The following is a 22,238-nucleotide window of genomic DNA, read 5'->3' as shown; positions in this document are numbered from 1 at the left end:
TACAACAGAGTGTGGTATTTGGAGTTTTTGTGATGAATAAAGTGGGATCCGTCAAGGCTGATCTGGCCTTGGTGTTGGTGACTTTGCTGGCTGCCGCTGGCTGGATTTTTTCCAAGGAAGCCTTGGCGGGCATGGCTCCACTGGCGTTTATTTTTATCCGTTTTGTCAGTGCCGGGATGATCGTGGGACTGGTGGGCAGTCAGGATATTCGTGCCATGAGTTCATCAGACTGGCTGCGGGCTTTACGCTCTGGAGCCTGCTTTGGTATGGCGATCGCTTTCTGGATCATGGGATTACAGAATGGTCAGCACATGGGAGTCGGGGCCTTTCTGACCTGTCTCGGGGTGGTGATGGTGCCGCTGGTGGTGTTGCTGTTTGGCGATCGCCCGCCGTCGACTACCTGGGTATCGCTGCCGCTGGCGGCAACCGGGCTGGGGTGTTTGTCACTGGATGGAAACTTTGTGTTTGGCCTTGGCGAATTTTGTTATCTGGCGGCGGCCTGCATGTTTTCTCTGACATTTGTCCTGACCAGTCGGGCGGCGGCCACAATTCCTGCGATTGCCCTGACATCGGTGCAGTTGACCATGGTGGGATTGGTTGCGCTGCCGTTGTCGCTGATCCTGGAAGAATGGCAACTGCCGCAGACCGTTGATATCTGGCTATGGGTGTTAGCCAGTACATTGATTGCGACATGTGTGCGATTTTTTCTGCAGACCTGGGCGCAGGGTAAGACCGCATCCAGCTCCGCAGCCCTGATTATGGTACTGGAGCCGGTCTGGACAGCATTTCTGGCGGCTTTCTGGTTTGCCGAACGTATGTCGCCGATACAAATGTTGGGCTGCGGGCTGATTTTCACGGCCTTGCTGGTGAGTCGGTGGCGTTACCTGATCCAGATGGCCAAAAAGCTGGTACCTGTCAGAGCGGGTTGCGAGTGACCGACTCTGTGCTCCAGGCATGATTTCAGCGGGTGACGGCGGGCGATCTGGCAGGGTGTGGGTGAACCGTGTGGGTGAACCGTAAACTCCCTGATATCATACTGCCGCCATGACGCCGTGGCATGCGCACCGTTGTGCCAGGATAACCTCGATTGGCCAACAACAGATAATAGATAGCAAGGGATGTCGACCGATGCAGTCAGAAGCCAATACCGCCCGGGATCACGCAAAGCAGTTTTTCAGGTTGGGCCGCCGGTGCCTGGATGGTTTGATCGTTGTGAGTCTGGCGAGTGTTGTGTCCGTCAGTCAGGCTGATGTAAAAGCAGCGTCCGCTGCGGATTTTGCCACCGTGCTGGCCAGTGATGTGCGTCAGCATGATCGCCCGCGGGATGCCTTTCGTCATCCTGCCGAGACGCTGGCTTTTTTTGATCTACAAGCCGATATGACGGTTGTGGAAATATGGCCCGGTGGTGGCTGGTATGCCGATATTCTGGGGCCATTTCTGGCTCAGCAAGGACAGTATTATGCGGCGCATTTTGATCCGGATTCCCCGGTGGGCTATTTTCGCAACAGCCGGGAGCGATTTGAGGCCAAAATGGCCAGCCAGCCGGGGTCATTTGGCAGCACAACCCTGACGGTCTTTGCCCCGGGCAGTGACCACGCCATTGCACCCGATGGCAGCGCTGATCGGGTGCTGAGTTTCCGGAATGTACACAACTGGTATATGCGGGGTGGTGATGAACAGGTACTGGCGGCTTTCGAGACGTTTTATCGGGCGCTGAAACCCGGTGGTATTCTGGGAGTTGTCGAGCATCGATTGGCTGCCGACCGGCCACTGGCTGATCAGCAGAGCAGCGGCTATATGAACCAGGCGTATGTAATTCGTATGGCGCAACAGGTTGGCTTTACACTGGCTGCCAGCAGCGAAGTCAACGCCAATCCGGCCGATACGACCCGTCACCCCAAAGGTGTCTGGACCTTGCCACCGTCATACCGGCTGGGTGATCAGGATCGCGACCGTTATCAGGAGATAGGGGAAAGTGACCGCATGACACTGAAATTTATCAAACCGGTACTGCGTTAGTTAAAGGATACGGCAAGGGGATTATTCGCTGGACAGGTGTCAGGGTTGAGTGGGCAGGTCGGGGTAGCGGGTTGCTTTCAGGCTATCCTTGATCTTCTTCAAGTGCGCATGGAAGTCGACGCCCCGGCGCAAGGTAACGCCAGTAGCCAGCACATCCAGTAACACCAGTTGTACAATCCGTGACGTCATGGGCATGTATTTATCCGTGTCTTCCGGGGTCGGGAAGGACAGGTGCACACTACTGGAAGCCGCCAGTGGCGACTGGTCGGCAGTGAGGCCAATCACGCTGGCACCATTACTGCGGGCAATGCGGGCGATATCCACCATGTCACGGGTACGGCCGGTATAGGAAATCGCCACAATCACATCACCAGTATGAGCCGCTGCGGCGACCATACGCATCATCATCACATCATCGTAAGCCATCACCGGTAAATTGAAGCGGAAAAACTTGTGCTGTGCATCCATCGCGACCGGGCCTGAGGCACCGAGACCAAAAAATGCAATCTGCTTGGCCTGGATCAGTATGTCCACGGCTTTTTCGATCGCCATCAAATTCACATGCTTGCGCGCATTTTCCATCGCAGCAATGGTCGAGGTGAATATTTTATCGGTGTATTCCTCGGTATTGTCGTCTTGCTCGACATCGCGACTGACGTACGGTGTACCGGTTGCCAGGCTTTGAGCCAGCTGGATTTTGAAATCCGGGAAACCGGACGTTTCGAAATTACGGCAAAAGCGGTTCACGGTAGGTTCACTGACCAGCGATGCATTGGCCAGTGTTGAAATGCTCATGCGAGTCGCGCTTTTGGGGTCCTGAAGAATGACTTCAGCGACCTTGCGTTCGGACTTGTTTAGGCTTTCCAACTGCTCGCCGATTTGATCAAGAAGACTCATAGCCAACCTCGTAGCAAGGACACAGGGACGCGCAATGGTATGGATCGGTTGTTATTTTACGACATCGGCGAAGAACCCAGACTATACCTTTGCCTGACTGGCAAGACCAGTGAGTCACTACGGTGGGCCGGTGCAGTGCATTGTTTTTCCGAATGTTCGGTAAAATAATGAAGTGCAAATTAATGCAAATAACAATCAATTTAATTATTATTTTGTGTTTAATCGCGTAGCCCGGTATCAGGTGCAAGATTGTCGGACTTATGAATACATAAACAGTTAAGGAAATCGCAACGGATGACGCAATTCACCACCACCTCACGCCCCCGGCGTTGGCTCTCTCTGTTGCTGTGGGTCGTTGTTCTGGGCTGTTTGCTGGGGGCTGCTGCCTACTGGTGGCTACTGGTCGAAAACGATGAATCACAAGACTGGTTGGTTGAACCGCTGCGTTATGGTGATATTGAGCAGAGTGTCGCAGCTACCGGCACGCTGGAACCCAAAAATTACGTTGAAGTTGGTGCTCAGGTATCTGGCCAGATCAAACACTTGATGGTTGAAGAAGGTGAAGTGGTCAAGAAAGGCCAGTTATTGGCAGAAATTGACGCCTCGGTATTTGAACTGAATGTACAAACGGCGGAAGCCGGGCTGGAAAACCTGAAAGCCCAGTTGACGCAACAGGAAGCCGAGCTGGAATTGGAAATGTTACGGCTGAAGCGTAACGAAGGGCTGTACGCCCGCAAGGCGATCAGCGAAGACGCGCTGTTTGAAAGCCGCACCAATGTGAAAATACTCAAAGCCAAAATAACCGCCCAGAAAGCCGAAATCAAAGCAAATGCCGCGGCACTGGAAGCCGATAAGGTTTCGCTGGGTTACACCCGGATCTATGCCCCGATCGATGGCACCATCGCCAGTATTGATGTGCGCGAAGGCCAGACCTTGAATGCCACGAACAGTGCCCCGACCGTACTGCAAATATCGGATCTGTCAGTGATGACACTACGCGCTGAAGTATCGGAAGCAGACGTTCCCAAGCTTCGCCGTGGTATGGACGTCAAATTTGCCACCCTGGGGAATCCCAATCGCTACCGCTGGTCGACCGTCCGGCAGATCTTGCCAACACCGGAAGAAGTGAATGATGTTGTGCTGTATCAGGTGCTGGTGGATGTGGCTAACGATAATGACCGTTTGATGGACTCGATGACCACCAAGGTGTTTTTTGTTGAAGGGGCGGCCAGTCATGTGCTGGTTGCGCCTGTAGCGGCCATTCGTAACGGCCGTAATGGCGCATTTGCCCGGGTTGCCGGTGCCAATGGTATCGAACGTGTGCCGGTTGAATTAGGGGTTCAGAGCCGTACTCATGCCGAAATTCGTTCTGGTCTGGACGAAGGCGCGCTGTTAATTACCGGCAGCCAACAAAAACAGACCACCACAGAGGCGAGAAGCATGACTGGTAATGACCGTCCAGGCCCTCCCGGTGGTGGTATGGGTGGCGGCATGGGAGGCCGACGTGGTGGCTGAACCCAATACCAGACCACAGCATGAATTGATCTCATTGCGTGGCGTATGCCGCTATTACCAGGCTGGAGATGTTGTCGTCAAAGCATTGGATAACGTCAGTCTGACCATTCGGCGTGGTGAATTTGTTGCGGTGATGGGGCAATCCGGATCGGGCAAATCAACACTGATGAATATTCTCGGCTGCCTTGATCATCCAACCTCGGGTGAATATCGGGTTAATGGACATGATGTAAACAGTCTGTCTCCCGATCAACTGGCTGCATTGCGACTCAAAACCTTTGGCTTTGTTTTTCAGCGTTATCAGTTGTTGGCCAACCTGACTGCCCAGGAAAACGTCGCCTTGCCGTCCGTGTATGCCCACACCCCGAAAGAGGCCCGTCACCAGCGCGCGGCAGCATTACTCGATAAGCTTGGCGTGGCCGAGCGTATGCAGCACACCCCGGCGGAGCTATCGGGCGGACAGCAACAGCGAGTTTCCATCGCCCGGGCGATGATCAACGGCGCAGATGTGATTCTGGCAGATGAACCCACCGGTGCTCTGGATAGTGCAACCGGTGTCCAGGTGCTGGACATGCTCCGTCAGCTGAATGCTGAAGGGGTGACAGTGATTCTGATTACCCATGATGCCGAGGTTGCCGCAGCGGCCAGACGTCAGATCCAGATCCACGATGGCCGCATTCTGTCAGACAGTGATGAAGAGAGTCATTCACCAACACCAGTCCCTGAGACCGTCAATCCACCACCTCTGCAGTCATACCCTTCGGTCAGTGCACTGGTATCGGTGATGACGGCGTTACAATCATTAAAAAACAACTGGTTTCGTACGCTGCTGACCTTGTTGGGCATTGTGATTGGCGTCGCTGCCGTAGTGGCCATGATGGCCATTGGTGAAGGGGGCAAACAGCAAGTGCTGGATCGTATTGAATCGATGGGCACCAATCTGTTACTGATTCGCCCCGGCGGTGCCAATAATCGCAACTCGGGTGCTACTGCCACGCTGAGCCGCGAGGATGCTGCGCTATTGGCTGAATTGCCCGGTGTCGAAGTGGTCTCTCCAGAGCGTAATTCCAATGCCACCATCCGTTTTGGCAATCGTGATTATTCCGGGCGTATCCGGGCAACCACGGAAGACTACCTGCGGGTGAAAGATTGGCAGTTATCGCAAGGCACCTTCTTTACCAGTGCGGATATGGATTCACTGGCTCCACTGCTGGTGGTTGGGCAAACCATTGTGGATCAACTGTTTGTGAATGGCGAAAACCCGATTGGCCAATACGTGTTTATGAAAAATGGCATGTATCTGATTGTCGGCGTGCTGGAGGCCAAAGGGGCTACGGCCGGAGGTAATGACATGGATGAAGAGGTGCTGGTGCCGCTCTCGACCGGTATGGTGCGGATTTTTGGCCGTGAATACCTGAGCTCCATTACCGTCAAGGTTGAGGACACCGACAGCATTGATCAGGTCGAAGCCGAAGTCACCCAACTCCTGACTGCCCGGCATGGCAGTGAAGATTTCACCGTACGTAACACCGCCTCCCTGATTGAAGCCATTTCAGAAACCCAGGATACCCTGACCTGGTTGTTAGGCTCTGTTGCGGCTATTTCGTTATTTGTTGGTGGTATCGGGGTGATGAATATCATGCTGGTCAGTGTGTCGGAACGTCGACGGGAAATCGGCTTGCGGATCGCTACCGGGGCCAAACCCAGTGACATTCTGCAACAGTTCAATATTGAAGCACTGGTGGTCTGCTGTCTGGGCGGGGTTGTGGGGTTGATGCTGGGCGGCTCTATCGCTTTGATCATGGGACAAATGAATGTTGCCGTGGCCTTTTCCTGGGCACCGCCATTGATGGCATTTGCGTCGGCGCTGCTGGTCGGGCTGGTGTTTGGTCATGCTCCGGCACGCAAGGCTTCCCGTTTGAACCCGATTGACGCATTGGCGGAGGATTAAGTGAGTAGATTGCATTCGGGGTCATACATGATGGCCATGAAAATTACCGCTCTGGCTGCGATGCTGGCGGCTGGTGGTTGCGCCGGGCCACAGCGGTTTGAGCCGGAAGTCGTGGCATTACCTGATATGGCAGCCAATGAACAACAGACCAAGCAGGCCTTGCACGTCGGGCAATTACAACATCAGTGGTGGGCACAGTTAGGTTCACCGCAGCTGAACCGGCTGATGGCTGAAGCGCAACTGGATAATATCGATGTGCGTCAGGCCTTGCTGCGTATAAGCAAAGCCAGCGCTGCACTGGATGGCGAAAATGCCGATCGCTGGCCGACACTGTCTGCCAGCGCCTCTGCCAGTCAGAAGCAGGCATTGAATGATGCCAGTGGACGCAGTAACAGTACGGGATTGAATCTGTCAGCCAGTTACACCGTTGACTTATGGCAGCGGCGGGGGACATTGATCGAACAGGCAGAGCTGGACGTAGTGGCCGCAGAAGTGGACCTGGCCAGCGCCCGCATCACACTACAGAGTAATCTGGTAACGCAATACCTGGACTGGCTATCAACCAAGGCTCGCTTACAGCTGGCGCAGCAGAATCTGCAAGCCAGCCGGGAAATGGAGTCACTGGTACAGATCCGTTTTGATGCCGGTGATGCCAGTGGCATCGAAATGGCGCAACAACGTAATACCACCTTGTCATTACTGGGTAGTGCGGTGTCGTTACAGCAACAGCTGGCGGTCAATCAACGAGCGTTGGCAGCTTTACTGGGCCGATCCAATCTGCAAATTCATCTGGGTGACGAACATTTTGACCAATTGCAGATTCCACGGGTGGCGAGTGTGCAGCCCGCTGAGCTGTTAACCCAAAGGCCGGATATCGTCGCGTCGGAGTTGGCATTGCGTCAACGTCATCAAGATATCTATCTGGCCGAAAGTGATCGCTGGCCCAGTCTTAGCCTCAGTGCCGGGTTGTCACCAGCGGATTTAATGTCCCTGGCCGGGAACTGGACCTTGAGTCTGACAGAAGCCTTGTCGGTCACGCTGTTTGATGCAGGCAGCAAGGCTGCGGCGGTAGCTGAGGCCGAAGTAGAAGAAGCCGTTGCCCGGTTGGAATACCGCCGTATTGTTATCGATGCCATGCAAGAAACACTGGATGCCATGGAAGCGGTTGATTATGAGCGTCAGCAGACTGAACTTGCGGTTGATACCCTGGAAAATAATCAGGAGTTGCTGGCACTGGCTGACATTCGTTACCAATATGGCGATACGGACTTTTCCGATTTGCTTAATGCCCAGCGCACTTTCTTCAACGCCAGAGACAGCTTGGTGGTGCAGCGCCAGAAACATATCCAGGCCTTGGTCGAGCTGTATGTTGCCTTTGGTGTTGCCCCGGCCCTGGAGGGCGCTGTCTCATTGGATGAGACTCCCTCTTTTTATAGTGCTCAGTGAAAGGGCGCCGCCAGCGGCGCCTCAAGATTCATCGAGTTCTCCCTTTCTTACCTTTTCCTTTTCTTCCCCTCCTCCCTCTATTTATTCCTGACAACTGAATCGGATGCTCGGTTACATATTCACTTTGGTTTCTGTGACTGCTTGGCTGTTGGGGTCATGACTCGAGGTGATGGTAGTGATTTCAACTTTCCAAAAACAGGTGCCGGGAGGTGCCATAATAATGTGCGATAGAATTTTTATCGCACCAAAATAAAGTCATCAAATAAAGTATGGGTATATTGAGTCAAGCATTATAGTAAACGACGGCCCTGATAACGTATAAGCATCATGATTTCAAATGCGGGGCCATGTTTTTATTTGTGAAAATAGTTTTTTCTGTGTTTTTTTTGTTATTCAAATTACGTTCGTCATTTTATTTTCGACAAAATCGACATTTTTTTTAGAGTTGATCGGTGTGGCACGATAAATGATTATAGATCGGCCAGAAGGATATTATTGGCGAGTGCCAATACAGAAGGGAATACAAAAACAATTGCGGAGATATTTATGTTCCAAATGAAAAAATTGGCTGGTGCGGTACTTACCTTTTCAGTAATTCTCAGCGGCTGTGATGGATCTGACAACGATGATGATGAGGTGGTTCCGGTTGCTTTTTCATTTACTGAAGCGACCATCGAAAGTTTGCATACTTCTCTTGCTACTGGCGGTATTACCTGTGAAGAAGTCGTTGAAGGGTATATTGAACGTATTAATACCTATGACGATGAAGGTACCGATGTTGAATTGAACAGTGTCATTGCGATTAACTCATCTGCTCTTGATGAAGCTCGTGCAAAAGATCTGGCATTTGAAGACGATGGTATTGATGGCTCCCTTTATTGTGTTCCTGTTTTGCCAAAAGACAACTTTAATACTGCTGAAATGCCAACCACTGGTGGCGCATTGGCATTCCAGTATAACCGTCCCGTCAGTGATGCTTACACCATTGGCAAGATGCGTGACGCCGGTGCTATTGTTCTGGGCAAGGCCAATATGGATGAGTTTGCCTTTGGATATACGGGCGAAAGCTCGGTCCGAGGCCTGGTTAAAAACGCGTATGACCAAACCAAGGGTGCGGGTGGCTCATCCAGTGGTACCGGTGCTGCCATTGCATCCAGCTTGGCAATGGTAGGGACAGGCAGTGATACGGGAGGGTCTATCCGGGTACCTGCCAGCCTGGGTGGCCTGGTCGGTATTCGCCCATCCATGCGCTTGGTCAGCCAGGACGGCATCATGCCATTGGCTTCCTGGCAGGATACCGGTGGCCCGATCTGCCGTACTGTTGAAGATTGTGCCTTGATGATGGATGTCATGGTTGGGTTTGATGATTCTGAATATGCCAATCAGCGCGTCAGCTTTGAAATTGATGCGGCTGCCATTAGCAGTGAAGAAGAATACCTGTCAGTGACGGGTGTGCCGGAAACCTATACCGACTACCTGGATGCTGATGGTCTGAATGGCGCTCGTATTGCCATCGATCGTGACTTGTTCGGCGATAACGAAAACGTCAACGCTCTGATGGACAGTGCGATTGCAGCGATGGAAGCGGCTGGAGCCACGGTTGAAGAAGTGACCATTGATAACCTGGAGTCGATTCTTTATGACTACGCCTCCATGTCCAGCTATGAGTTTCAGCACGACCTGGTCAGCTACCTGAACAGCTGGACCACGTCGGTTGATGGGCACATTACAACCTATCAAGGACTGATCGACAGCAATGGCTACCTTGAGAACTACAAGTCCTCACTGGAATACCGTGGCACGATTGATCTGGATAACCTGACAGACGAACAGCAAGAAGTGTATACCCTGAACACAGTTGAGCGGCCTGTTGTTGTCCGTACCAGCTTGTTAAAAGCATTGAACAATGTGGATGACGAAGGTAACAGCCTGGGCGAAGCGTATGACGTATTACTGTACCCAAGCTTGACCGGTGAAGCCGGAGACCTGGGTGGTTCACCGAGTGCCGGACGAAATAACCGTCTGAGCCCGTTCTCTTTGTTCCCTGCGTTGAGCATGCCTGCTGGTATGACGGATGATGATCCCGCAATGCCTATTGGTATGGAAATGTTGGGTCGGGAATTTGATGAGGCCACTCTGATTAAACTGGCATACAGCTATCAGGAACAGGTTAACCCTCGCCAGGCTCCTGTTAATACGCCAGAGCTGACGACTGAGCAATAAGAATAGACTGATTCAATAATAATAACTCATAGAGTCCGCTTGAAAAGAACGTCTGAATATGGAAGAAGTGAATATCTTGGGCTGATGCAAGTTTGCTTGCATTATAAGCCTTGAATTTCCCTTCGACTGTATTCAGATGTTTTTTATTTTATTCTGTCAGTGAATTTTCCTCGCAGTTGAGTCGTCTTAAAATTTATATTTTTAAATCTTGCATGTTGCTGGCAATGTAATTACCTGTTCGGTTGGTCAGATATTTTTATAAGTATTTACAAGTCGTATCGTTAATCATTTTTGATCGATTTGTTTTTTGGAGAAGAGGCGGCTATGGATTTTTGAAAACGGATTTTATACACAAGTTTAAAATGTCAGATTTTTGATAAACTTGTTTTCATATATTTGCACTTTCTTACATAAGATGATGTTAGTTGTTTTTTATATCCAAATTAGAGCGTTGGTTGACGTTTGATGGGTGTTATTTTTAGAATAATATCCGTTTTGTAATTTGAAGTTATTTTGTGCTTTGGATTTATTGTGAGGTTGGGATTTCTTGCTGAGTGTTTCTTGATACGTGTCGCTTGGTTTGAAGTGTGGGTTAATATAAAGAATTCCATTATCCGGCCACGGCACCAACCTGGCCCAAGATCGGCCAAGGGGTTGAGTGATGCTGACAGCAATCCCGGTAATCCACTTTGAAGTATTACCTCATTATTCTGTATCGCGGGTGGGGTCGTGGAGAGGGGAGGGCATCCGTGTCGCCGGTCGGCGTTCCAGGAATCTTGTCTAGGTTAATAGCTTTCGGTTGTGGATTTTCCATTGATTGGTGAAAATAGCGCCTGTTCTATTTTCAAGTCGCTGTGGCGTGCTGTGCCAAGGCTGTAGCCACAATAACCGGATGTCTATGTCTAGTATCTCTCAGGAAGTCTCGACACGTCGTACTTTCGCCATCATCTCCCACCCAAATCATTAACTTAGCGACAGAGCGAGACAAACAGTGTCATTATTTTTTTTAACTCACTGTTTTTACTAGTTAATCCTCTCGTTTTTACACAATCAAAACGACAAGCCGAGACATTAAATAACAACCTGAGCCACTGTAATTTAGTACACATCTGTGTACATATGCGTTAAATTTAAGTCAACTAAATTTTTGTGTGTACACAGGTGGGCTGGTGGCGCTGTCAGATTCATGGTTGAAGGCTAATTCTAGTAAGGCCAGGGAGAAACGGTCTGAGGTTTCAGACCGCGATGGTTTGAGTGTTCGCGTTACGCCTGCGGGTAAAATCACGTTTCAAATGCGGTTCCGTTATGCCGGTAAAGCCGCTCGCCTGGATCTGGGCACCTATCCTCTATTGACATTAAAGAATGCCCGCGCTGAGTGTCTGCGTTTACGTGCTGAGCTAGAGCAGGGTCACGATCCGCGTGTTGTTCGCCAGCTTGAGAAGCAGGCGGTTCAGGAAGCGGGTACATTGGAAGACCTGATTCGCCAGTGGTACCAGTCTTACTGCGTGGCGAACAAGAAGGGCCATCGGGAAATTCTACGCTCGTTTGAGATTTATGTGTTTCCAAAAATTGGACAGTTGCCAGCTGATAAAGTAACTCTGCATGAGTGGTTAGCGGTGCTTGAGCCTTTGGCCAAGTCGGTACCTGGTATTGCAGATCGGATCCTTACGAACAGCAAGCAGGCTTTGAAGTGGGGTGTTCGCCGTCGTTTGGTGACGCTCAATGTATTGTCTGACATGAAGGCAGCTGAGGATCTGAATGTTAAGAAGCAGCCGGGTTCTCGGTCGTTGTCTGCTGAGGAGATCCGGTATTTCTGGTTGGCTGTGGATCAGTCTCGGATGATTCCCAGGAACAAGCTGTTTTTGAAGTTGTGCCTGGTGTTTGCCTGTCGCAATGGAGAGCTTCGCGTTGCTCGCAAAAATCACTTTGATTTTGATTTGATGGTTTGGACGGTTCCACCAGAGAATCATAAAATGGGGAAAAGTACCGGTAAGCCTCTATTACGCCCCATTGTTGAAGGAGTTGCAGACTTGATTCAAGACGCCTTTTTACTGGCTGGTGATAGTGATTATCTGTTCCCTGATTCATCTAACCTGGATAGCCCTATGGGTCCCAGTGTTCCTCTTCAGTTGCCATACAACATTCGTCAATGGTTGCGGCGGCATCAGGGCTACGAAATGGCGCACTGGTCTGTACATGACTTGCGCAAAACAGCCCGAACCAATTTCTCTGAACTCACTGAACCACATGTTGCAGAAATAATGCTTGGCCACAAGTTGCCAGGTCAGTGGCAGGTTTACGATCAGTACGACTATCTGAAGGAACAGGCTACGGCCTACTCCCGATGGTGGGCTCGCCTTTCTGATATCTGTCTTGGTTGATTTATTTACACACGAGTGTGTTTTCTTCTCGTATCTCATTAAAAAACACAGGTGACCGTTCATTGGATAAGGTTAAGGTGGTTGTATATTTTAAAGACAGGGCAATGTGATCTATGAGGAAGACTATCTGCCTGTTCTGGTCAGCAAGTATTCATATGGCAATGACAATAAGCCGCTAAAGCCGGGTTATGTAAAAGAGATGGATAAAGACAAGTATTACACACTGGATTCTGCGTTATCCGATTGGGCCGAAGGTAAAGCCGTTGCGAAGGTGGTAGACATCGAGTTTGCGGAATAACTGCGTATTAAATACATGGATAAGTAGTGGTGATTAACTGGATTGCCAGTCCTGGTGATAACACGGCGATTAGCGAGACCTGCGGCTCGCTATCTGGGTGTTATTGCGCTATCAGCGCCCGTATATCGTTTGCCACATTTATTTGCCCGTACCGCTCGGCAATTTTCGCAGCAGCTTCTAGGGCGTCATTCCGCCAAAACTGGCAATGCCTAAAAAGCGTGGACCTATATGCTTTGCACGCAGCCTCTCCAAGCTCTGTATTATCCTGCCAACCCTCAGTGCTTCCGCAGTCCTCAAACAATATTGCCTTGGTCACATCTTCAACCGGTTCGCGCAATAACAATTCACTGTTGCCGGAACTCGCTGGGGCCGGGCATTCGCATTGCAGGTAGCCGCCCTGTCCAATCTCTTCGCAGCCACAAACTTCACATTTCTTCATTCGCTCGTCCTCAAAGTTAGGGGTTATGGTGCTCAATACGCCTGCACCCAAGTGCATTTAAATGCGCCTCGGCTTTCCGGCTTTGCCTCAGCGTACATCATTATTTCTTCTTGGAAATTTCGGCAAACTCGCATCCAGCAGTGGACAGGCTCCTCGTTTAAAATCCGGTCATTGGGATCAACATGCCTTGCCACCTCAGTCATAAATTCGTTTAGCGGTACATGGTCTCGTGTAAAGTACGATGGGCCATCCTCACCGCAGCAATATTCAATTTCCATTAGACACCTCCGCGCCATAACAAGGCGCTCAATTCGACTCGCTAACGCTCGCGCATTAGCTCTAGGGTTATATGGACTTAAACCGAACTAACTGCTTTTCAAAAAAACCGGCAATTATTTTTGCTTGCTCTGAGTTACATTCAGAAACAATATCGTCCGGCATTGCTTCCATAAACTTATGGAAGTTTATTATTCCTCTCAACATGGCGTGGCGCGATTTCTCCCGATCCTCAATAATTGCTGATGCGATATCATCAATATCAACATGAATTTCGACTTCGGTTTCAAATTCTACAAATTTTTCAATTTTCATTTTGGTTTCCGTATTGTGTTGTACTGGCCTTTTTTCATGCCTGGTCGACCCCTTTCTCTTTTGGGTAGTTGTGCAACCACGTTTTCATTTCGTCTGATACGTTAATCACTGCCCACCTCCTTCATTACAATCTCCAGTTGCTCAATGTCGTCGGCTGTAATGATTCCGCCGTCTTTGATCAGACGAATAGCTTCAGACAGGGCAGTGCGGAGCTGACTGCATTTGCAGTTGTGTTTTGATTCTTCGTCGATAATCAGCAGCTCCAGAACAGCAGTTCTGTACTGTCCAAGAGTCTGATAGGTACAGGCCATTTTGTCTGATGCCACGAAGCCCCGGACTGAGATCAGTTGCTGCCAGAGTGCGTCTTTTCTGGCGTCCAGAAGAGCGTTCTGTTCGCGCTCTGTTTTCAAATACTCACGAGCCATCACGGCAAATGACGTGGCGCGTTCACGCTCAACCGCTTCACCCTTTGCCAAATCCGCCGCAGTTATAAAGTCGAATTGATTGCTCATGACACTCTCCGTTGTTTGAAGTATCTGACCAGCTCACCGCCTGCCCAGCAGGCCATATCAACCGGCACACCGTTGCCGATCTGCTTATAAGCAGCAGTTTCTGATACTGGAAAAATGAACGAATCCGGCAGCCCCTGGAGGCGTGCGTATTCGCGCACGGAGTAGGGGCGCACTCCCAGCGGGAAGCGTTTATCGGCAATAAGCCTTGTGCTCTTGTCTTTGGCGTAGTGCGCAATGCAGGTTGGGGCAATATCGCCTTTTGCTGGGTCGGAAATAATTGGCAGGTCGCGGTATTCGCCGTTCATGCGCTGCGCCACCGCTTTCGGAATGGTTACCCGCGGGTCTGCCTCAATGATTTCAGCCAGCGTTACGGCGCGGGCATTCTCTGGTGGCCGAATGGAAAACTGACGGCGGGTGCCGATAATAATCAGGCGGTGGCGGCGCTGTGGCAGCCATGTTTCGGCTTTTACTGGGCAGAATGTCTGCACGTGGTAATCTGGCATTTTTGTCATGGCTTCCATCACAATGGGGAACGCCCGCAGGCCTGGTACGTTTTCCACTACGTATGCCTCTGGCCGGGCAATGGCAAGATGGCGGATGGCATGCAGGAATAATTCATCACCGGTGCGGGTGCCATGGATATCAGCAATGCGGCTGTATTTCGTGCATGGGTAAGTGAATGCCATAACGTCGCAATTGTCTTGCTCCAGCACCAGTCGTTGCGTAAGGTCGCCTTCTACCAGTTTATGGCTGTGGTTTGCACGGTAGGTTTTGCATGCGTCTGCGTCCAGCTCGAATGCTTGGCCGATCTGGATACCGGCCTGATGCAGACCGAAGTCCATCAGGCCAGCGCCGCTGAAGTAAGAGTTACAGGTGATCACGCAGCCACTCCTTTCCCGTTCTTCAACTCAAACCGCTTGTGATCGATCTTGGCAATCAGTTTGGCTGTGGGTTTGATTTCGTCTGGCATGTGGCTGTAGCCGCGCTTGTTGAGGATGGCGTGTACGCCCCTGGGCATAAGTTCCAGGTTGCTTATGTCGCAGTTGGTTTTGTTGTCGTCTTTGAATTTCAGTATGTGGCTCGGTGGTATTGCCCCGTGGGCCTGCTCCCACACCCAACGATGTTTGAGTTTGAAGCGGGTGGCGTTCCCTGTGTGCGGGTTGTGTTCTGGCACCTTGATTTCTACATAGCCGTCCTTGTTAATTCGCTCGGAGTACATAGGGCGCCTATTTTGTGGTACCTGGCCTTTTTTAAAACTGGTTTTGTTGACTCTGATTAAGCCTTTGGTACCGGCATTGTGTGGCTTGCTGCCTTTTTCGAAATAGCCGGTTCGTCCTGTCTTCCAGCCCTTGCGTTTACGCAGGGCGTGAAGGTTGTTTTTGCTTACGTTACGTAGGAAGCGGACGTTAAATTGCTCTGTGTATTTGCTGATGGGCAGCGTTCGGTTGTCGCTTAGCCAGCCCAGTTCCGCTTGTGTGTATTTGATGGGTCGACATTTCATGCGTTTACTCCTGCGTTGATCAGGGCCTGCAGGTCGTTGTTTTTGTAGCCTTGGTGTTCGCATTTGAGTTTGATCGCGCTCAGCTGCAAGCTGGCGTTGGCTACGATGGATTTGCTTACGTCGGTGATGGCTTTGGCTCGTTCCATTTCTCGCTCCAGGTCTTCGCCTTTCAGGTCTTCGTCTCCCAGTCTTTCCAGTTGTGCAAAGAGGTGGTCGTTCAGGTCAGTGAGTTTGTTTTTCATGGCGGCGGCTCTGTAGTTGGTTGCGTTTTTAGTTGGTTGCGGCGCTGCGCCGACAGTGGAAGGCGCACCACCCGTGGATGGTTCCCATGGGGGCTTCCATCTTTTCCGCAATGATCCTGTGCGGTAGTCCCGCTTCGCTCAGTTGGCGACTGAGTTCTACGTCCTGTTCCGTGTATTTGGTGAGGTGATGTTGTTCGCCATTTTTCTGCAGTATCAGATCAGGGTGTGTGGTTCTGCGGAGATATCGCACCTTTGACCAAACGCTACTGGCTGTTTTGCCCAGGTCTTCGGCTATCTGGTTGGCGGTTTTGTTTTGGCTGGATTTAATCAGTTGGTCTACTTCTTGTTGTGACCAGCGTGGTTTTTGTTTCGGGTATTGGGAGCGGTTGTTTGTGTTGCGGCTGGCGGCGGCTTGTACAAGCTGGATTTCATGCTGAGTATTAAATTGACTGCATAGAGCCATAGCATCCTTCATGCTGAATCGATCGGCGTTATTTCTGGTGGCTGTAAACTTACCGTCTTTCCAGTAGGCCCCACAGGCAGCGGATCGGACGCTTACTTGTGCAAAGCGCTTGGCGAGATTTGGCCAGCGCTGGATGCGTTCCAGGGTTTCTCTGTCTTCATAGCGGGTGAATCGGTGGTCATATTTCATAGATTGCTGTCTCCGGAGTCGATGTGATTTTTTCCGAACGGGCATGGCTCATGCCGCGGTGGCCACTTGTTTCAACGTCTGTTCCCACTGCTCCACGTCGTCGATGGCCCAGCGGTTATGCCCGCCAGCTGCGCGGTTAATGGGTTGCGGGAATGGGTGTGTGTCCCGTTTCATCCAGCGAAATATGGTGCGAGATGAACAGTGGAAGCGCTCGCACAGGTCTTTGGTCGACCAGTAGCCTTTAACCATGAGTCGTCTCCTTGCTGGTGGCTTTGATATTGCTGTCGTCGATGGCTTTAATCATGCCGTCGATGCGCTTGTGGTAGTTGCCAGGTGTGACCTGTTGGCATAGGTCTTTGATATCACAGCCACAGCACCCAGGGTGTTGTTCGCAGTGAATGACGACCTGATCAGGGACGATTTTAGTGGCAGGTTTTGTGCTCATGCTCTTGGTTATCCTCTATTTCTTGTGTATCAATCAGGCCCGGCGTTGCGCCGGGCGGGTATGGATTAACGGCCTGGGTTGAAGGTGCCGATAACGGGGCTGATGCAGGTTGATGCCAGTTCGTTGCGGAGTTTTTCTTCAAAGTTTTCGGCAATTACTATCTGGCACTTTTCTATCTGGCGAACACGGGCTTTGAACACGGGTTTTTCGCCACCCAGGAGGATGCTGACACGAACATTAAAATCGACTTCCGGAAGGTCGGTATAGGGCACGCACTTGAAGGTGAAGCCTGCAACATTGCCGCCTTCTGATGCGGCACTGACTTCGCCCATGCGGCTGGAGCTGGCCTTGAAGTCACCTTCGGCGTGAGTGGATTCGGCGCTGGCTTTGATTTTTACCCGACGGATCGCGGCAATGGCCTTGCCGATCGGCATGATTGGGTCTTCCTGTTCGTCGCCGGTTTCTTCATCTGTGGTCGTTTCACCGAATGGGATAACGTGGTCGCGCCAGTCTTCGAACCATTCAGCAAAGTCCTTTTGGTTCATGCTCTCGCCATTGAGGCGCAGCAGGGCTTTGTATTCTGGTGTTTTGTCTAGTGAGAGGGTCGCAACGTGCTGACAGTGGCCAGGATTTTCACTATCTCCCTGGTCAAAAATCACCTTGGCACTCATCTGGTCGCTGTTGATGTAGCAGCTGATTACCTCGGCGGGGTCATGTTCTTCACAGTACTCGCCGAAGGCTTTCAGGCTGGCTGTGTTGAATTCGCCACGGTAGTTTGAGCGACCAGATTGGAATTTTTCCATATCGATCGGTTTGAAGTTTTCAGGTGCGATCAGTACGCGTTCGTAGTCCAACTCCTTGTTCAGGTGCTGGGTGGTTGCGGATTGCTGGATTTCGCGGATGGCAGTTGCGTCCAATGACATCGGATTTTCCTCTGGTTTGGCGGTGTTGGTTGTCGTGGTTTCGGTTTAAAGGGTTTGGGTAGAGCGCTTACGCGTTCTGCTTCTTGTCGGTTTTGAACATGTCGGACTGGCTGTCTGGGAACAGAGTCATGCGACCGCCCTGACCAACGTAGAATGGGGTGTTGGTTGTGCTGTCTTCGCTGACAGATCCCTTGGATGTGGGCATTTTGTAGTTCAGTTTGTGGTCGATCATGACTTGCTGGCTTTCGCCAATGCGCTTCATGTTGAACTCGATCACGACCTTGCTTTGCTTGCTGTGGGTGACGGCGCTCATGGCGGCTTCGCTCAGGATTTTGGATACCTGCCCGTCGAATACTCCGCCGTCGCAATCGGCAATGAATACGCTTATCTCGGTTGGTTTTGTCATCGGTGTGTCCTCTTGCGGTTGATGAAATTGATTGATTTCCAGTTACTGCCGCGCCGGATCGCGGGCCGTTGCTGAGGCTCCTGCCTGTGCATTGGCCGATTCAGGGTGCTGCCCTTTGGATTAAGCCCAGGAATAGGCGTAATCCAAAAAACATCCCTTTAAAGGGGCGGCGTCCTTGGCCGCCGAGGGCTAAATCATTCCGCTATTCGCCAGTGACCAAACTGTTGATCTAGCAATAGAGTGATTACCTCTGCTGGACTTCTGCCTTTGGCCTGATAACGGCCATTGAGCAGCCCGGTCCACCCAGCAGGTGTGCAGATTAAAATCATTGCAATTGCTCCTTGAGCCAGTCGGTCAGTGGCTGGTGGCTGGTAGAGGTTGAGCCGACTGCGTCGAATTCGGCTTTTTTCACGAGAGCTCTCCTTCATCCAGTACCAACAAGTCGCTCCAGTAAGGAGCTTCTTTGCGGCCGCTGCGCACAGTTCGCAGTGTTCTAACGGTCAGGCGGCTGGTGGAGCGGCGTTGTACGCGCTCGGTTTGGTCGTCCTGCACAGCGCTGACGAACAGACAGACCACCAGCAACAATTTGGTGGTCAGGCAGCCAGTGCGCATGGCCTCAGCCACCAGCAGCGAACGCTTTCCCTTGCTGAGGTGAAACTTGAAGAAAAGATCGTTAACAGCGTTTTTAATCACGCTGGTGGATATGCCTGCCTCGGCGGCCATTTCTTTATTGGTTAATCCATTGGCTATGCCTGCCAGGGTCTGGGCCTGCCGGTACGGTAAAACCCCGGGTGTAGTGGTGTAGGTTGTCATGGCATCGACCTTGTTTGTCTTTGGTATGCTCATAGTTTAGATCTCTAAACAAACAAGAGTCAATATGTTTAGTATAATAAACTTATTTTTGAAATAATGAACCGGAGTAGCAGATTGGTTGATTGACCATTGCCATTTGTCGGTGGGCGTCGAGCGCCATCTGGCTACGTGCTAAACTCAGCGCATAACGAGAAGGACAATCTCATGACCAGCAAAACAAAAATTGAATGGACGGAACAAACCTGGAATCCGGTAACGGGCTGCACCAAAGTCTCTCCAGGGTGCAAACATTGCTATGCAGAGACGATGGCTCACCGGCTACATGCAATGGGGGCCAGAGGGTACGAGAACGGCTTTCAACTGACGCTGATGCCAGACAGGCTGGAGCAACCCGTAAGGCGTAAAGTGCCGACGGTGTATTTTGTGAATTCCATGAGCGACCTGTTTCATGAGGGTGTGCCGTTTGATTACATTGATCGGGTGTTTGATGTTATTCAGAGGACACCGCAGCACACGTATCAAATTCTGACCAAGCGGGCGGAGCGGCTGGCGCAATACTTTGCCAACCGTCCCGCGCCACGTAACGCCTGGATTGGCGTGAGTGTTGAAGACAAAGCCTACGGGCTGCCACGCATAGACCAGCTGCGCACGGTGGATGCTGGCATTCGGTTTCTTTCCGTTGAGCCATTATTGGAAGAGTTGGGGGAAATAGACCTGACCAATATCGATTGGGTGATTGTTGGCGGGGAGTCCGGATCGAAGGCGCGCCCGATGCAGCCAGAGTGGGTCGAGGCGATTCAGTTGGCGTGTGCCAACCAGAATGTTGCGTTTTTCTTTAAGCAGTGGGGTGGGTGGGGTGCCGACGGTGTTCGCCGCAGCAAGCAGGCTAATGGCCGATACCTGAATGGCAAAACCTTTGATGAAATTCCTATGCGCGCAGTGACTTCCTGACACCAGTTACCAGGCGGTTGGCGAGGTCTTTGGCGTTTGCGCTATCGTTAGCTATTGCAAAGTAGAACGAGAAAATCGGGACGTTGAGCTTGTTGTGTAGCGTGACGGGTTCGGCTACATGCGAAAAGATGGTGCCAAGGCGTTCTGTTACGTAATGCTCCAGGCCTTTGACGTTGAGCTGAAGCTCCGGCTCACAGGTGTCTCCAAACAAATCGCCCGTAGCACCTACGGCTACTTCTTCTTGAGAGTACAGCTTGTCTTCCCATTCGGGGGTTCCGAGAATTCGGGTTAGTGCTGCTCGTTTGTGGCTGTCCAGGGCTCTCTTGCTTTTTGGGGCATTTCGAATCAGCCCGGTGAGAGGGAACAGAAACCACATATCCAATTTGGTATTGGCGATGGCTGCCAGGGTTTCCCAGTCTACTTCCATGCCGTAGGGATCAATAAATATAATGCCTCGATTGCTGCGCCAGTCGATTTGTTGGCACAGGTCTTTTACAAGGGTGTTGGCGTCGCCCTGATGAATATGAATTTGATTCTTCTTTTCGCTGGTGGCTTTGAGTTCTTCCAGCGCTTCAATGTGATCTTTTTTTAACTCAATAAAGTGGTAGTGAGCAAAGGATTCTTCGAGTGCCATTTTTACCGATCCGTCCAGGGATATGATGCTTTCTCCACCCAGTAAATCTTGATCTGTTTTGAATGACTGTTCGCCTGTACCTGCAAACCCATCGATGTAGTGAATATCCCAGGTCTGGTTTTTCATCGCTTTTGTGAATAGGCCCATATAAGCCCGAAGAATTTCGAGTTTTCTACGGGTGTGGGCGCCGCCGAAGATATGAGTCGCCTTGCTTGTATTACCCATTGTGCCTACTCCTTGGTACTGTCCTTAATCAAATGTTGCGTTTTTCTTTAATCAGTGTGGTGGGGTGCTGATGGTGTTCGTCGCAGCAAGCAGGTTAATGGTCGACACCTGAATGGCAAAACCTTTGATGAAATTCCATGAATGCTTGACTTGGATTTCACGATGCGAAAGGGCGCTGTATTAATCAATCTTTTTTATTAGACAAAAAAATGTCGATGGATTTGTTGTGTTTGTTGACGCCAGAATCGGAAACAAATATAGCCAGTATCCAGCATATGACTGGTCCAACGATTGTTGGAGCTGTGACTATGGCGATAACACACAGTATTAGCGCACCAATCGGGCTGCCATAAAATGCGCCCAGAGGGCCTAGCAGGATGGTGAGAAAGAGCGAAGTTGTTTGTGATTTCTTGACCAGATTCATAAGGGTCCTTCCTTTTTTCTAAATTCCGGAATTAGATTAACACCGAATACCAGAATACTCGGCCAATGATACGGATGTTTTTTGCGTCGGCGGCCTGATAGGTTTCGTCCGGGTATTCCACGCTGTTGTAGCTTTTCAGGCGTATGCCACCACCAGGGACGTTGTATAGCGATTTGATTCGTAACATGCCGTCGTGGTCGATGGCGTACATTTTACCGTCAATGACGGTCTTTTGGGCGGTATCGATGCCGACAGTTGAGCCATCTGGCAATACCGGTTCCATGCTGCTGCCAGTCACTTTGACGCAAGCGGCATGAGCCGGATCGACGCCTTTACGCTTGAGGGTGGATTTGGCGAACCTCAGTTTTGGACCGTGATTCTCTAGCACTTGCGCCGCACCGTATCCTGCGGCTAGTTGAACGTCCGTAAAAAAGGGCAATTCGACCTCATCCTCCCTGAGCTCTGTTCTGCTGTCCCAGGTCTCGATACCGCCTATCCACTGGGCTGGCTCTTCCTGAATATCTATATTTTGATCATTTTTACCGGTCAAAAGCCATTCAGGGTCGCACCTTAATGCTTTCGCAAGCGCCAGCAGTTTTTCCCCGCTTGGTTTGGATAAACCATTAACCCATTGAGATACAGAGCCTTTGGTAGCGCCTGTCAGCTTGACGATTTGAACAGCTTTTAGGCCGGTAGCCTGCATGCGCTCTTGAATTCTGGTTGATACATCCATGTTTAGGATACTAAACC

At 50.9% G+C, this 22,238-nt stretch carries 25 protein-coding genes; 9 read left to right on the top strand and 16 right to left on the bottom strand.

What is annotated here, in order from left to right; all coding sequences use genetic code 11:
- The first annotated feature begins 32 nt into the window (after nucleotides 1-32).
- Together Q8W32_RS06920 and Q8W32_RS06915 are read left to right on the top strand one after the other, a co-directional pair.
- On the top strand, nucleotides 33-935 hold the full coding sequence (locus tag Q8W32_RS06920; protein ID WP_303432727.1) for a DMT family transporter: 903 nt from the start codon (nucleotides 33-35) through the stop codon (nucleotides 933-935).
- Nucleotides 936-1,212: 277 nt separating this feature from the next.
- The gene (locus Q8W32_RS06915; RefSeq protein WP_305414294.1) at nucleotides 1,213-2,019 is read left to right on the top strand and encodes a class I SAM-dependent methyltransferase; all 807 of its coding nucleotides are present in this window, start codon (nucleotides 1,213-1,215) and stop codon (nucleotides 2,017-2,019) included.
- A 39-nt stretch (nucleotides 2,020-2,058) separates the two neighbouring features.
- Here Q8W32_RS06915 and hexR read toward each other — a convergent pair whose 3' ends face one another.
- Nucleotides 2,059-2,922, bottom strand: a complete 864-nt coding sequence (gene hexR, locus Q8W32_RS06910) for a transcriptional regulator HexR (RefSeq protein ID WP_303432725.1) — start codon at nucleotides 2,920-2,922, stop codon at nucleotides 2,059-2,061.
- 288 nt (nucleotides 2,923-3,210) lie between these two features.
- Here hexR and Q8W32_RS06905 point away from each other — a divergent pair, with 288 nt between their 5' ends.
- The 6 genes from Q8W32_RS06905 to Q8W32_RS06880 all read left to right on the top strand — a co-directional run bounded on the left by Q8W32_RS06905 (nucleotide 3,211) and on the right by Q8W32_RS06880 (nucleotide 12,730).
- A complete protein-coding gene (locus tag Q8W32_RS06905) occupies nucleotides 3,211-4,431 on the top strand; it encodes an efflux RND transporter periplasmic adaptor subunit (RefSeq protein WP_305414291.1) in 1,221 nt (406 codons plus the stop codon).
- Nucleotides 4,367-6,382, top strand: a complete 2,016-nt coding sequence (locus Q8W32_RS06900) for a MacB family efflux pump subunit (protein ID WP_305414289.1) — start codon at nucleotides 4,367-4,369, stop codon at nucleotides 6,380-6,382. Before Q8W32_RS06905 ends, Q8W32_RS06900 begins: the two co-directional genes overlap by 65 nt.
- Nucleotides 6,383-7,828 carry an efflux transporter outer membrane subunit gene (locus Q8W32_RS06895; protein ID WP_305414287.1) on the top strand — a complete coding sequence of 482 codons (1,446 nt, stop codon included), beginning with the start codon at nucleotides 6,383-6,385 and terminating at the stop codon, nucleotides 7,826-7,828.
- Nucleotides 7,829-8,374: 546 nt separating this feature from the next.
- Nucleotides 8,375-10,051 (top strand): amidase, encoded by a 1,677-nt coding sequence (locus tag Q8W32_RS06890; protein WP_305414286.1) that lies wholly within the window; start codon nucleotides 8,375-8,377, stop codon nucleotides 10,049-10,051.
- Between the two features lie 1,169 nt (nucleotides 10,052-11,220).
- On the top strand, nucleotides 11,221-12,432 hold the full coding sequence (locus Q8W32_RS06885) for a site-specific integrase (RefSeq protein WP_305414284.1): 1,212 nt from the start codon (nucleotides 11,221-11,223) through the stop codon (nucleotides 12,430-12,432).
- Between the two features lie 106 nt (nucleotides 12,433-12,538).
- Complete coding sequence (locus Q8W32_RS06880; RefSeq protein ID WP_305414282.1) at nucleotides 12,539-12,730, top strand: hypothetical protein; 192 nt, start codon at nucleotides 12,539-12,541, stop codon at nucleotides 12,728-12,730.
- Nucleotides 12,731-12,830: 100 nt separating this feature from the next.
- Here the strand turns inward: Q8W32_RS06880 and Q8W32_RS06875 are convergent, their stop codons facing one another.
- The 12 genes from Q8W32_RS06875 to Q8W32_RS06820 form a co-directional block, all read right to left on the bottom strand.
- A complete protein-coding gene (locus Q8W32_RS06875) occupies nucleotides 12,831-13,169 on the bottom strand; it encodes a hypothetical protein (protein ID WP_305414281.1) in 339 nt (112 codons plus the stop codon).
- A 345-nt stretch (nucleotides 13,170-13,514) separates the two neighbouring features.
- A complete protein-coding gene (locus tag Q8W32_RS06870; RefSeq protein ID WP_305414280.1) occupies nucleotides 13,515-13,760 on the bottom strand; it encodes a hypothetical protein in 246 nt (81 codons plus the stop codon).
- A 101-nt stretch (nucleotides 13,761-13,861) separates the two neighbouring features.
- Entirely contained in the window at nucleotides 13,862-14,272 is a 411-nt protein-coding gene (locus tag Q8W32_RS06865; RefSeq protein WP_305414279.1) for a hypothetical protein, read from the bottom strand.
- Nucleotides 14,269-15,153, bottom strand: coding sequence for a DNA cytosine methyltransferase (locus tag Q8W32_RS06860; RefSeq protein WP_305414278.1), 885 nt, complete (start codon nucleotides 15,151-15,153; stop codon nucleotides 14,269-14,271). Before Q8W32_RS06860 ends, Q8W32_RS06865 begins: the two co-directional genes overlap by 4 nt.
- Nucleotides 15,150-15,773: an HNH endonuclease signature motif containing protein gene (locus Q8W32_RS06855; RefSeq protein WP_305414277.1), complete on the bottom strand. Its 624-nt coding sequence runs from the start codon at nucleotides 15,771-15,773 to the stop codon at nucleotides 15,150-15,152. Before Q8W32_RS06855 ends, Q8W32_RS06860 begins: the two co-directional genes overlap by 4 nt.
- A complete protein-coding gene (locus Q8W32_RS06850; protein ID WP_305414276.1) occupies nucleotides 15,770-16,015 on the bottom strand; it encodes a hypothetical protein in 246 nt (81 codons plus the stop codon). The genes Q8W32_RS06855 and Q8W32_RS06850 overlap by 4 nt, the downstream gene beginning before the upstream one ends.
- Before the next feature lie 28 nt (nucleotides 16,016-16,043).
- A complete protein-coding gene (locus Q8W32_RS06845; protein ID WP_305414275.1) occupies nucleotides 16,044-16,667 on the bottom strand; it encodes a hypothetical protein in 624 nt (207 codons plus the stop codon).
- Between the two features lie 48 nt (nucleotides 16,668-16,715).
- Nucleotides 16,716-16,916: an AlpA family transcriptional regulator gene (locus Q8W32_RS06840; protein ID WP_305414274.1), complete on the bottom strand. Its 201-nt coding sequence runs from the start codon at nucleotides 16,914-16,916 to the stop codon at nucleotides 16,716-16,718.
- On the bottom strand, nucleotides 16,909-17,112 hold the full coding sequence (locus Q8W32_RS06835) for a hypothetical protein (RefSeq protein WP_305414273.1): 204 nt from the start codon (nucleotides 17,110-17,112) through the stop codon (nucleotides 16,909-16,911). Before Q8W32_RS06835 ends, Q8W32_RS06840 begins: the two co-directional genes overlap by 8 nt.
- Nucleotides 17,113-17,177: 65 nt before the next feature.
- Complete coding sequence (locus Q8W32_RS06830) at nucleotides 17,178-18,035, bottom strand: DUF2303 family protein (protein ID WP_305414272.1); 858 nt, start codon at nucleotides 18,033-18,035, stop codon at nucleotides 17,178-17,180.
- A 67-nt stretch (nucleotides 18,036-18,102) separates the two neighbouring features.
- The gene (locus tag Q8W32_RS06825) at nucleotides 18,103-18,441 is read right to left on the bottom strand and encodes a hypothetical protein (RefSeq protein ID WP_305414270.1); all 339 of its coding nucleotides are present in this window, start codon (nucleotides 18,439-18,441) and stop codon (nucleotides 18,103-18,105) included.
- Nucleotides 18,442-18,849: 408 nt separating this feature from the next.
- Nucleotides 18,850-19,287: a LuxR C-terminal-related transcriptional regulator gene (locus tag Q8W32_RS06820; RefSeq protein ID WP_305414269.1), complete on the bottom strand. Its 438-nt coding sequence runs from the start codon at nucleotides 19,285-19,287 to the stop codon at nucleotides 18,850-18,852.
- Between the two features lie 171 nt (nucleotides 19,288-19,458).
- Between Q8W32_RS06820 and Q8W32_RS06815 the strand changes: the two genes are divergently transcribed.
- A complete protein-coding gene (locus Q8W32_RS06815) occupies nucleotides 19,459-20,205 on the top strand; it encodes a DUF5131 family protein (protein ID WP_305414268.1) in 747 nt (248 codons plus the stop codon).
- Here Q8W32_RS06815 and tcmP read toward each other — a convergent pair.
- The 3 genes from tcmP to Q8W32_RS06800 all read right to left on the bottom strand — a co-directional run bounded on the left by tcmP (nucleotide 20,183) and on the right by Q8W32_RS06800 (nucleotide 22,221).
- A complete protein-coding gene (gene tcmP, locus Q8W32_RS06810; RefSeq protein ID WP_305414266.1) occupies nucleotides 20,183-21,064 on the bottom strand; it encodes a three-Cys-motif partner protein TcmP in 882 nt (293 codons plus the stop codon). The two genes, Q8W32_RS06815 and tcmP, sit on opposite strands and share 23 nt — an antisense overlap.
- Nucleotides 21,065-21,248: 184 nt before the next feature.
- Complete coding sequence (locus Q8W32_RS06805) at nucleotides 21,249-21,488, bottom strand: hypothetical protein (protein WP_305414265.1); 240 nt, start codon at nucleotides 21,486-21,488, stop codon at nucleotides 21,249-21,251.
- Nucleotides 21,489-21,519: 31 nt separating this feature from the next.
- Nucleotides 21,520-22,221, bottom strand: coding sequence for a helix-turn-helix transcriptional regulator (locus tag Q8W32_RS06800; RefSeq protein WP_305414262.1), 702 nt, complete (start codon nucleotides 22,219-22,221; stop codon nucleotides 21,520-21,522).
- Nucleotides 22,222-22,238: the final 17 nt, after the last annotated feature.

The sequence above is a fragment of the Oceanobacter sp. 3_MG-2023 genome, from assembly GCF_030688925.1.
In the GTDB taxonomy this organism is placed as follows: Bacteria; Pseudomonadota; Gammaproteobacteria; order Pseudomonadales; family Oceanobacteraceae; genus Oceanobacter.
This window is presented reverse-complemented; position numbering and strand designations above follow the sequence as displayed.

Excerpts from the sequence above, each read along its gene's own strand:
- Q8W32_RS06905 (WP_305414291.1), top strand. The coding sequence starts at position 3,211 with ATGACGCAATTCACCACCACCTCACGCCCCCGGCGTTGGCTCTCTCTG.
- Q8W32_RS06875 (WP_305414281.1), bottom strand. The coding sequence starts at position 13,169 with ATGAAGAAATGTGAAGTTTGTGGCTGCGAAGAGATTGGACAGGGCGGC.
- Q8W32_RS06800 (WP_305414262.1), bottom strand. The coding sequence starts at position 22,221 with ATGGATGTATCAACCAGAATTCAAGAGCGCATGCAGGCTACCGGCCTA.
- Q8W32_RS06870 (WP_305414280.1), bottom strand. The coding sequence starts at position 13,760 with ATGAAAATTGAAAAATTTGTAGAATTTGAAACCGAAGTCGAAATTCAT.
- Q8W32_RS06820 (WP_305414269.1), bottom strand. The coding sequence starts at position 19,287 with ATGAGCATACCAAAGACAAACAAGGTCGATGCCATGACAACCTACACC.
- Q8W32_RS06890 (WP_305414286.1), top strand. The coding sequence starts at position 8,375 with ATGTTCCAAATGAAAAAATTGGCTGGTGCGGTACTTACCTTTTCAGTA.
- Q8W32_RS06835 (WP_305414273.1), bottom strand. The coding sequence starts at position 17,112 with ATGAGCACAAAACCTGCCACTAAAATCGTCCCTGATCAGGTCGTCATT.
- Q8W32_RS06845 (WP_305414275.1), bottom strand. The coding sequence starts at position 16,667 with ATGAAATATGACCACCGATTCACCCGCTATGAAGACAGAGAAACCCTG.
- Q8W32_RS06900 (WP_305414289.1), top strand. The coding sequence starts at position 4,367 with ATGACCGTCCAGGCCCTCCCGGTGGTGGTATGGGTGGCGGCATGGGAG.
- Q8W32_RS06805 (WP_305414265.1), bottom strand. The coding sequence starts at position 21,488 with ATGAATCTGGTCAAGAAATCACAAACAACTTCGCTCTTTCTCACCATC.
- tcmP (WP_305414266.1), bottom strand. The coding sequence starts at position 21,064 with ATGGGTAATACAAGCAAGGCGACTCATATCTTCGGCGGCGCCCACACC.
- Q8W32_RS06825 (WP_305414270.1), bottom strand. The coding sequence starts at position 18,441 with ATGACAAAACCAACCGAGATAAGCGTATTCATTGCCGATTGCGACGGC.
- Q8W32_RS06920 (WP_303432727.1), top strand. The coding sequence starts at position 33 with ATGAATAAAGTGGGATCCGTCAAGGCTGATCTGGCCTTGGTGTTGGTG.
- Q8W32_RS06865 (WP_305414279.1), bottom strand. The coding sequence starts at position 14,272 with ATGAGCAATCAATTCGACTTTATAACTGCGGCGGATTTGGCAAAGGGT.
- Q8W32_RS06840 (WP_305414274.1), bottom strand. The coding sequence starts at position 16,916 with ATGGTTAAAGGCTACTGGTCGACCAAAGACCTGTGCGAGCGCTTCCAC.
- Q8W32_RS06855 (WP_305414277.1), bottom strand. The coding sequence starts at position 15,773 with ATGAAATGTCGACCCATCAAATACACACAAGCGGAACTGGGCTGGCTA.
- Q8W32_RS06830 (WP_305414272.1), bottom strand. The coding sequence starts at position 18,035 with ATGTCATTGGACGCAACTGCCATCCGCGAAATCCAGCAATCCGCAACC.
- Q8W32_RS06850 (WP_305414276.1), bottom strand. The coding sequence starts at position 16,015 with ATGAAAAACAAACTCACTGACCTGAACGACCACCTCTTTGCACAACTG.
- Q8W32_RS06815 (WP_305414268.1), top strand. The coding sequence starts at position 19,459 with ATGACCAGCAAAACAAAAATTGAATGGACGGAACAAACCTGGAATCCG.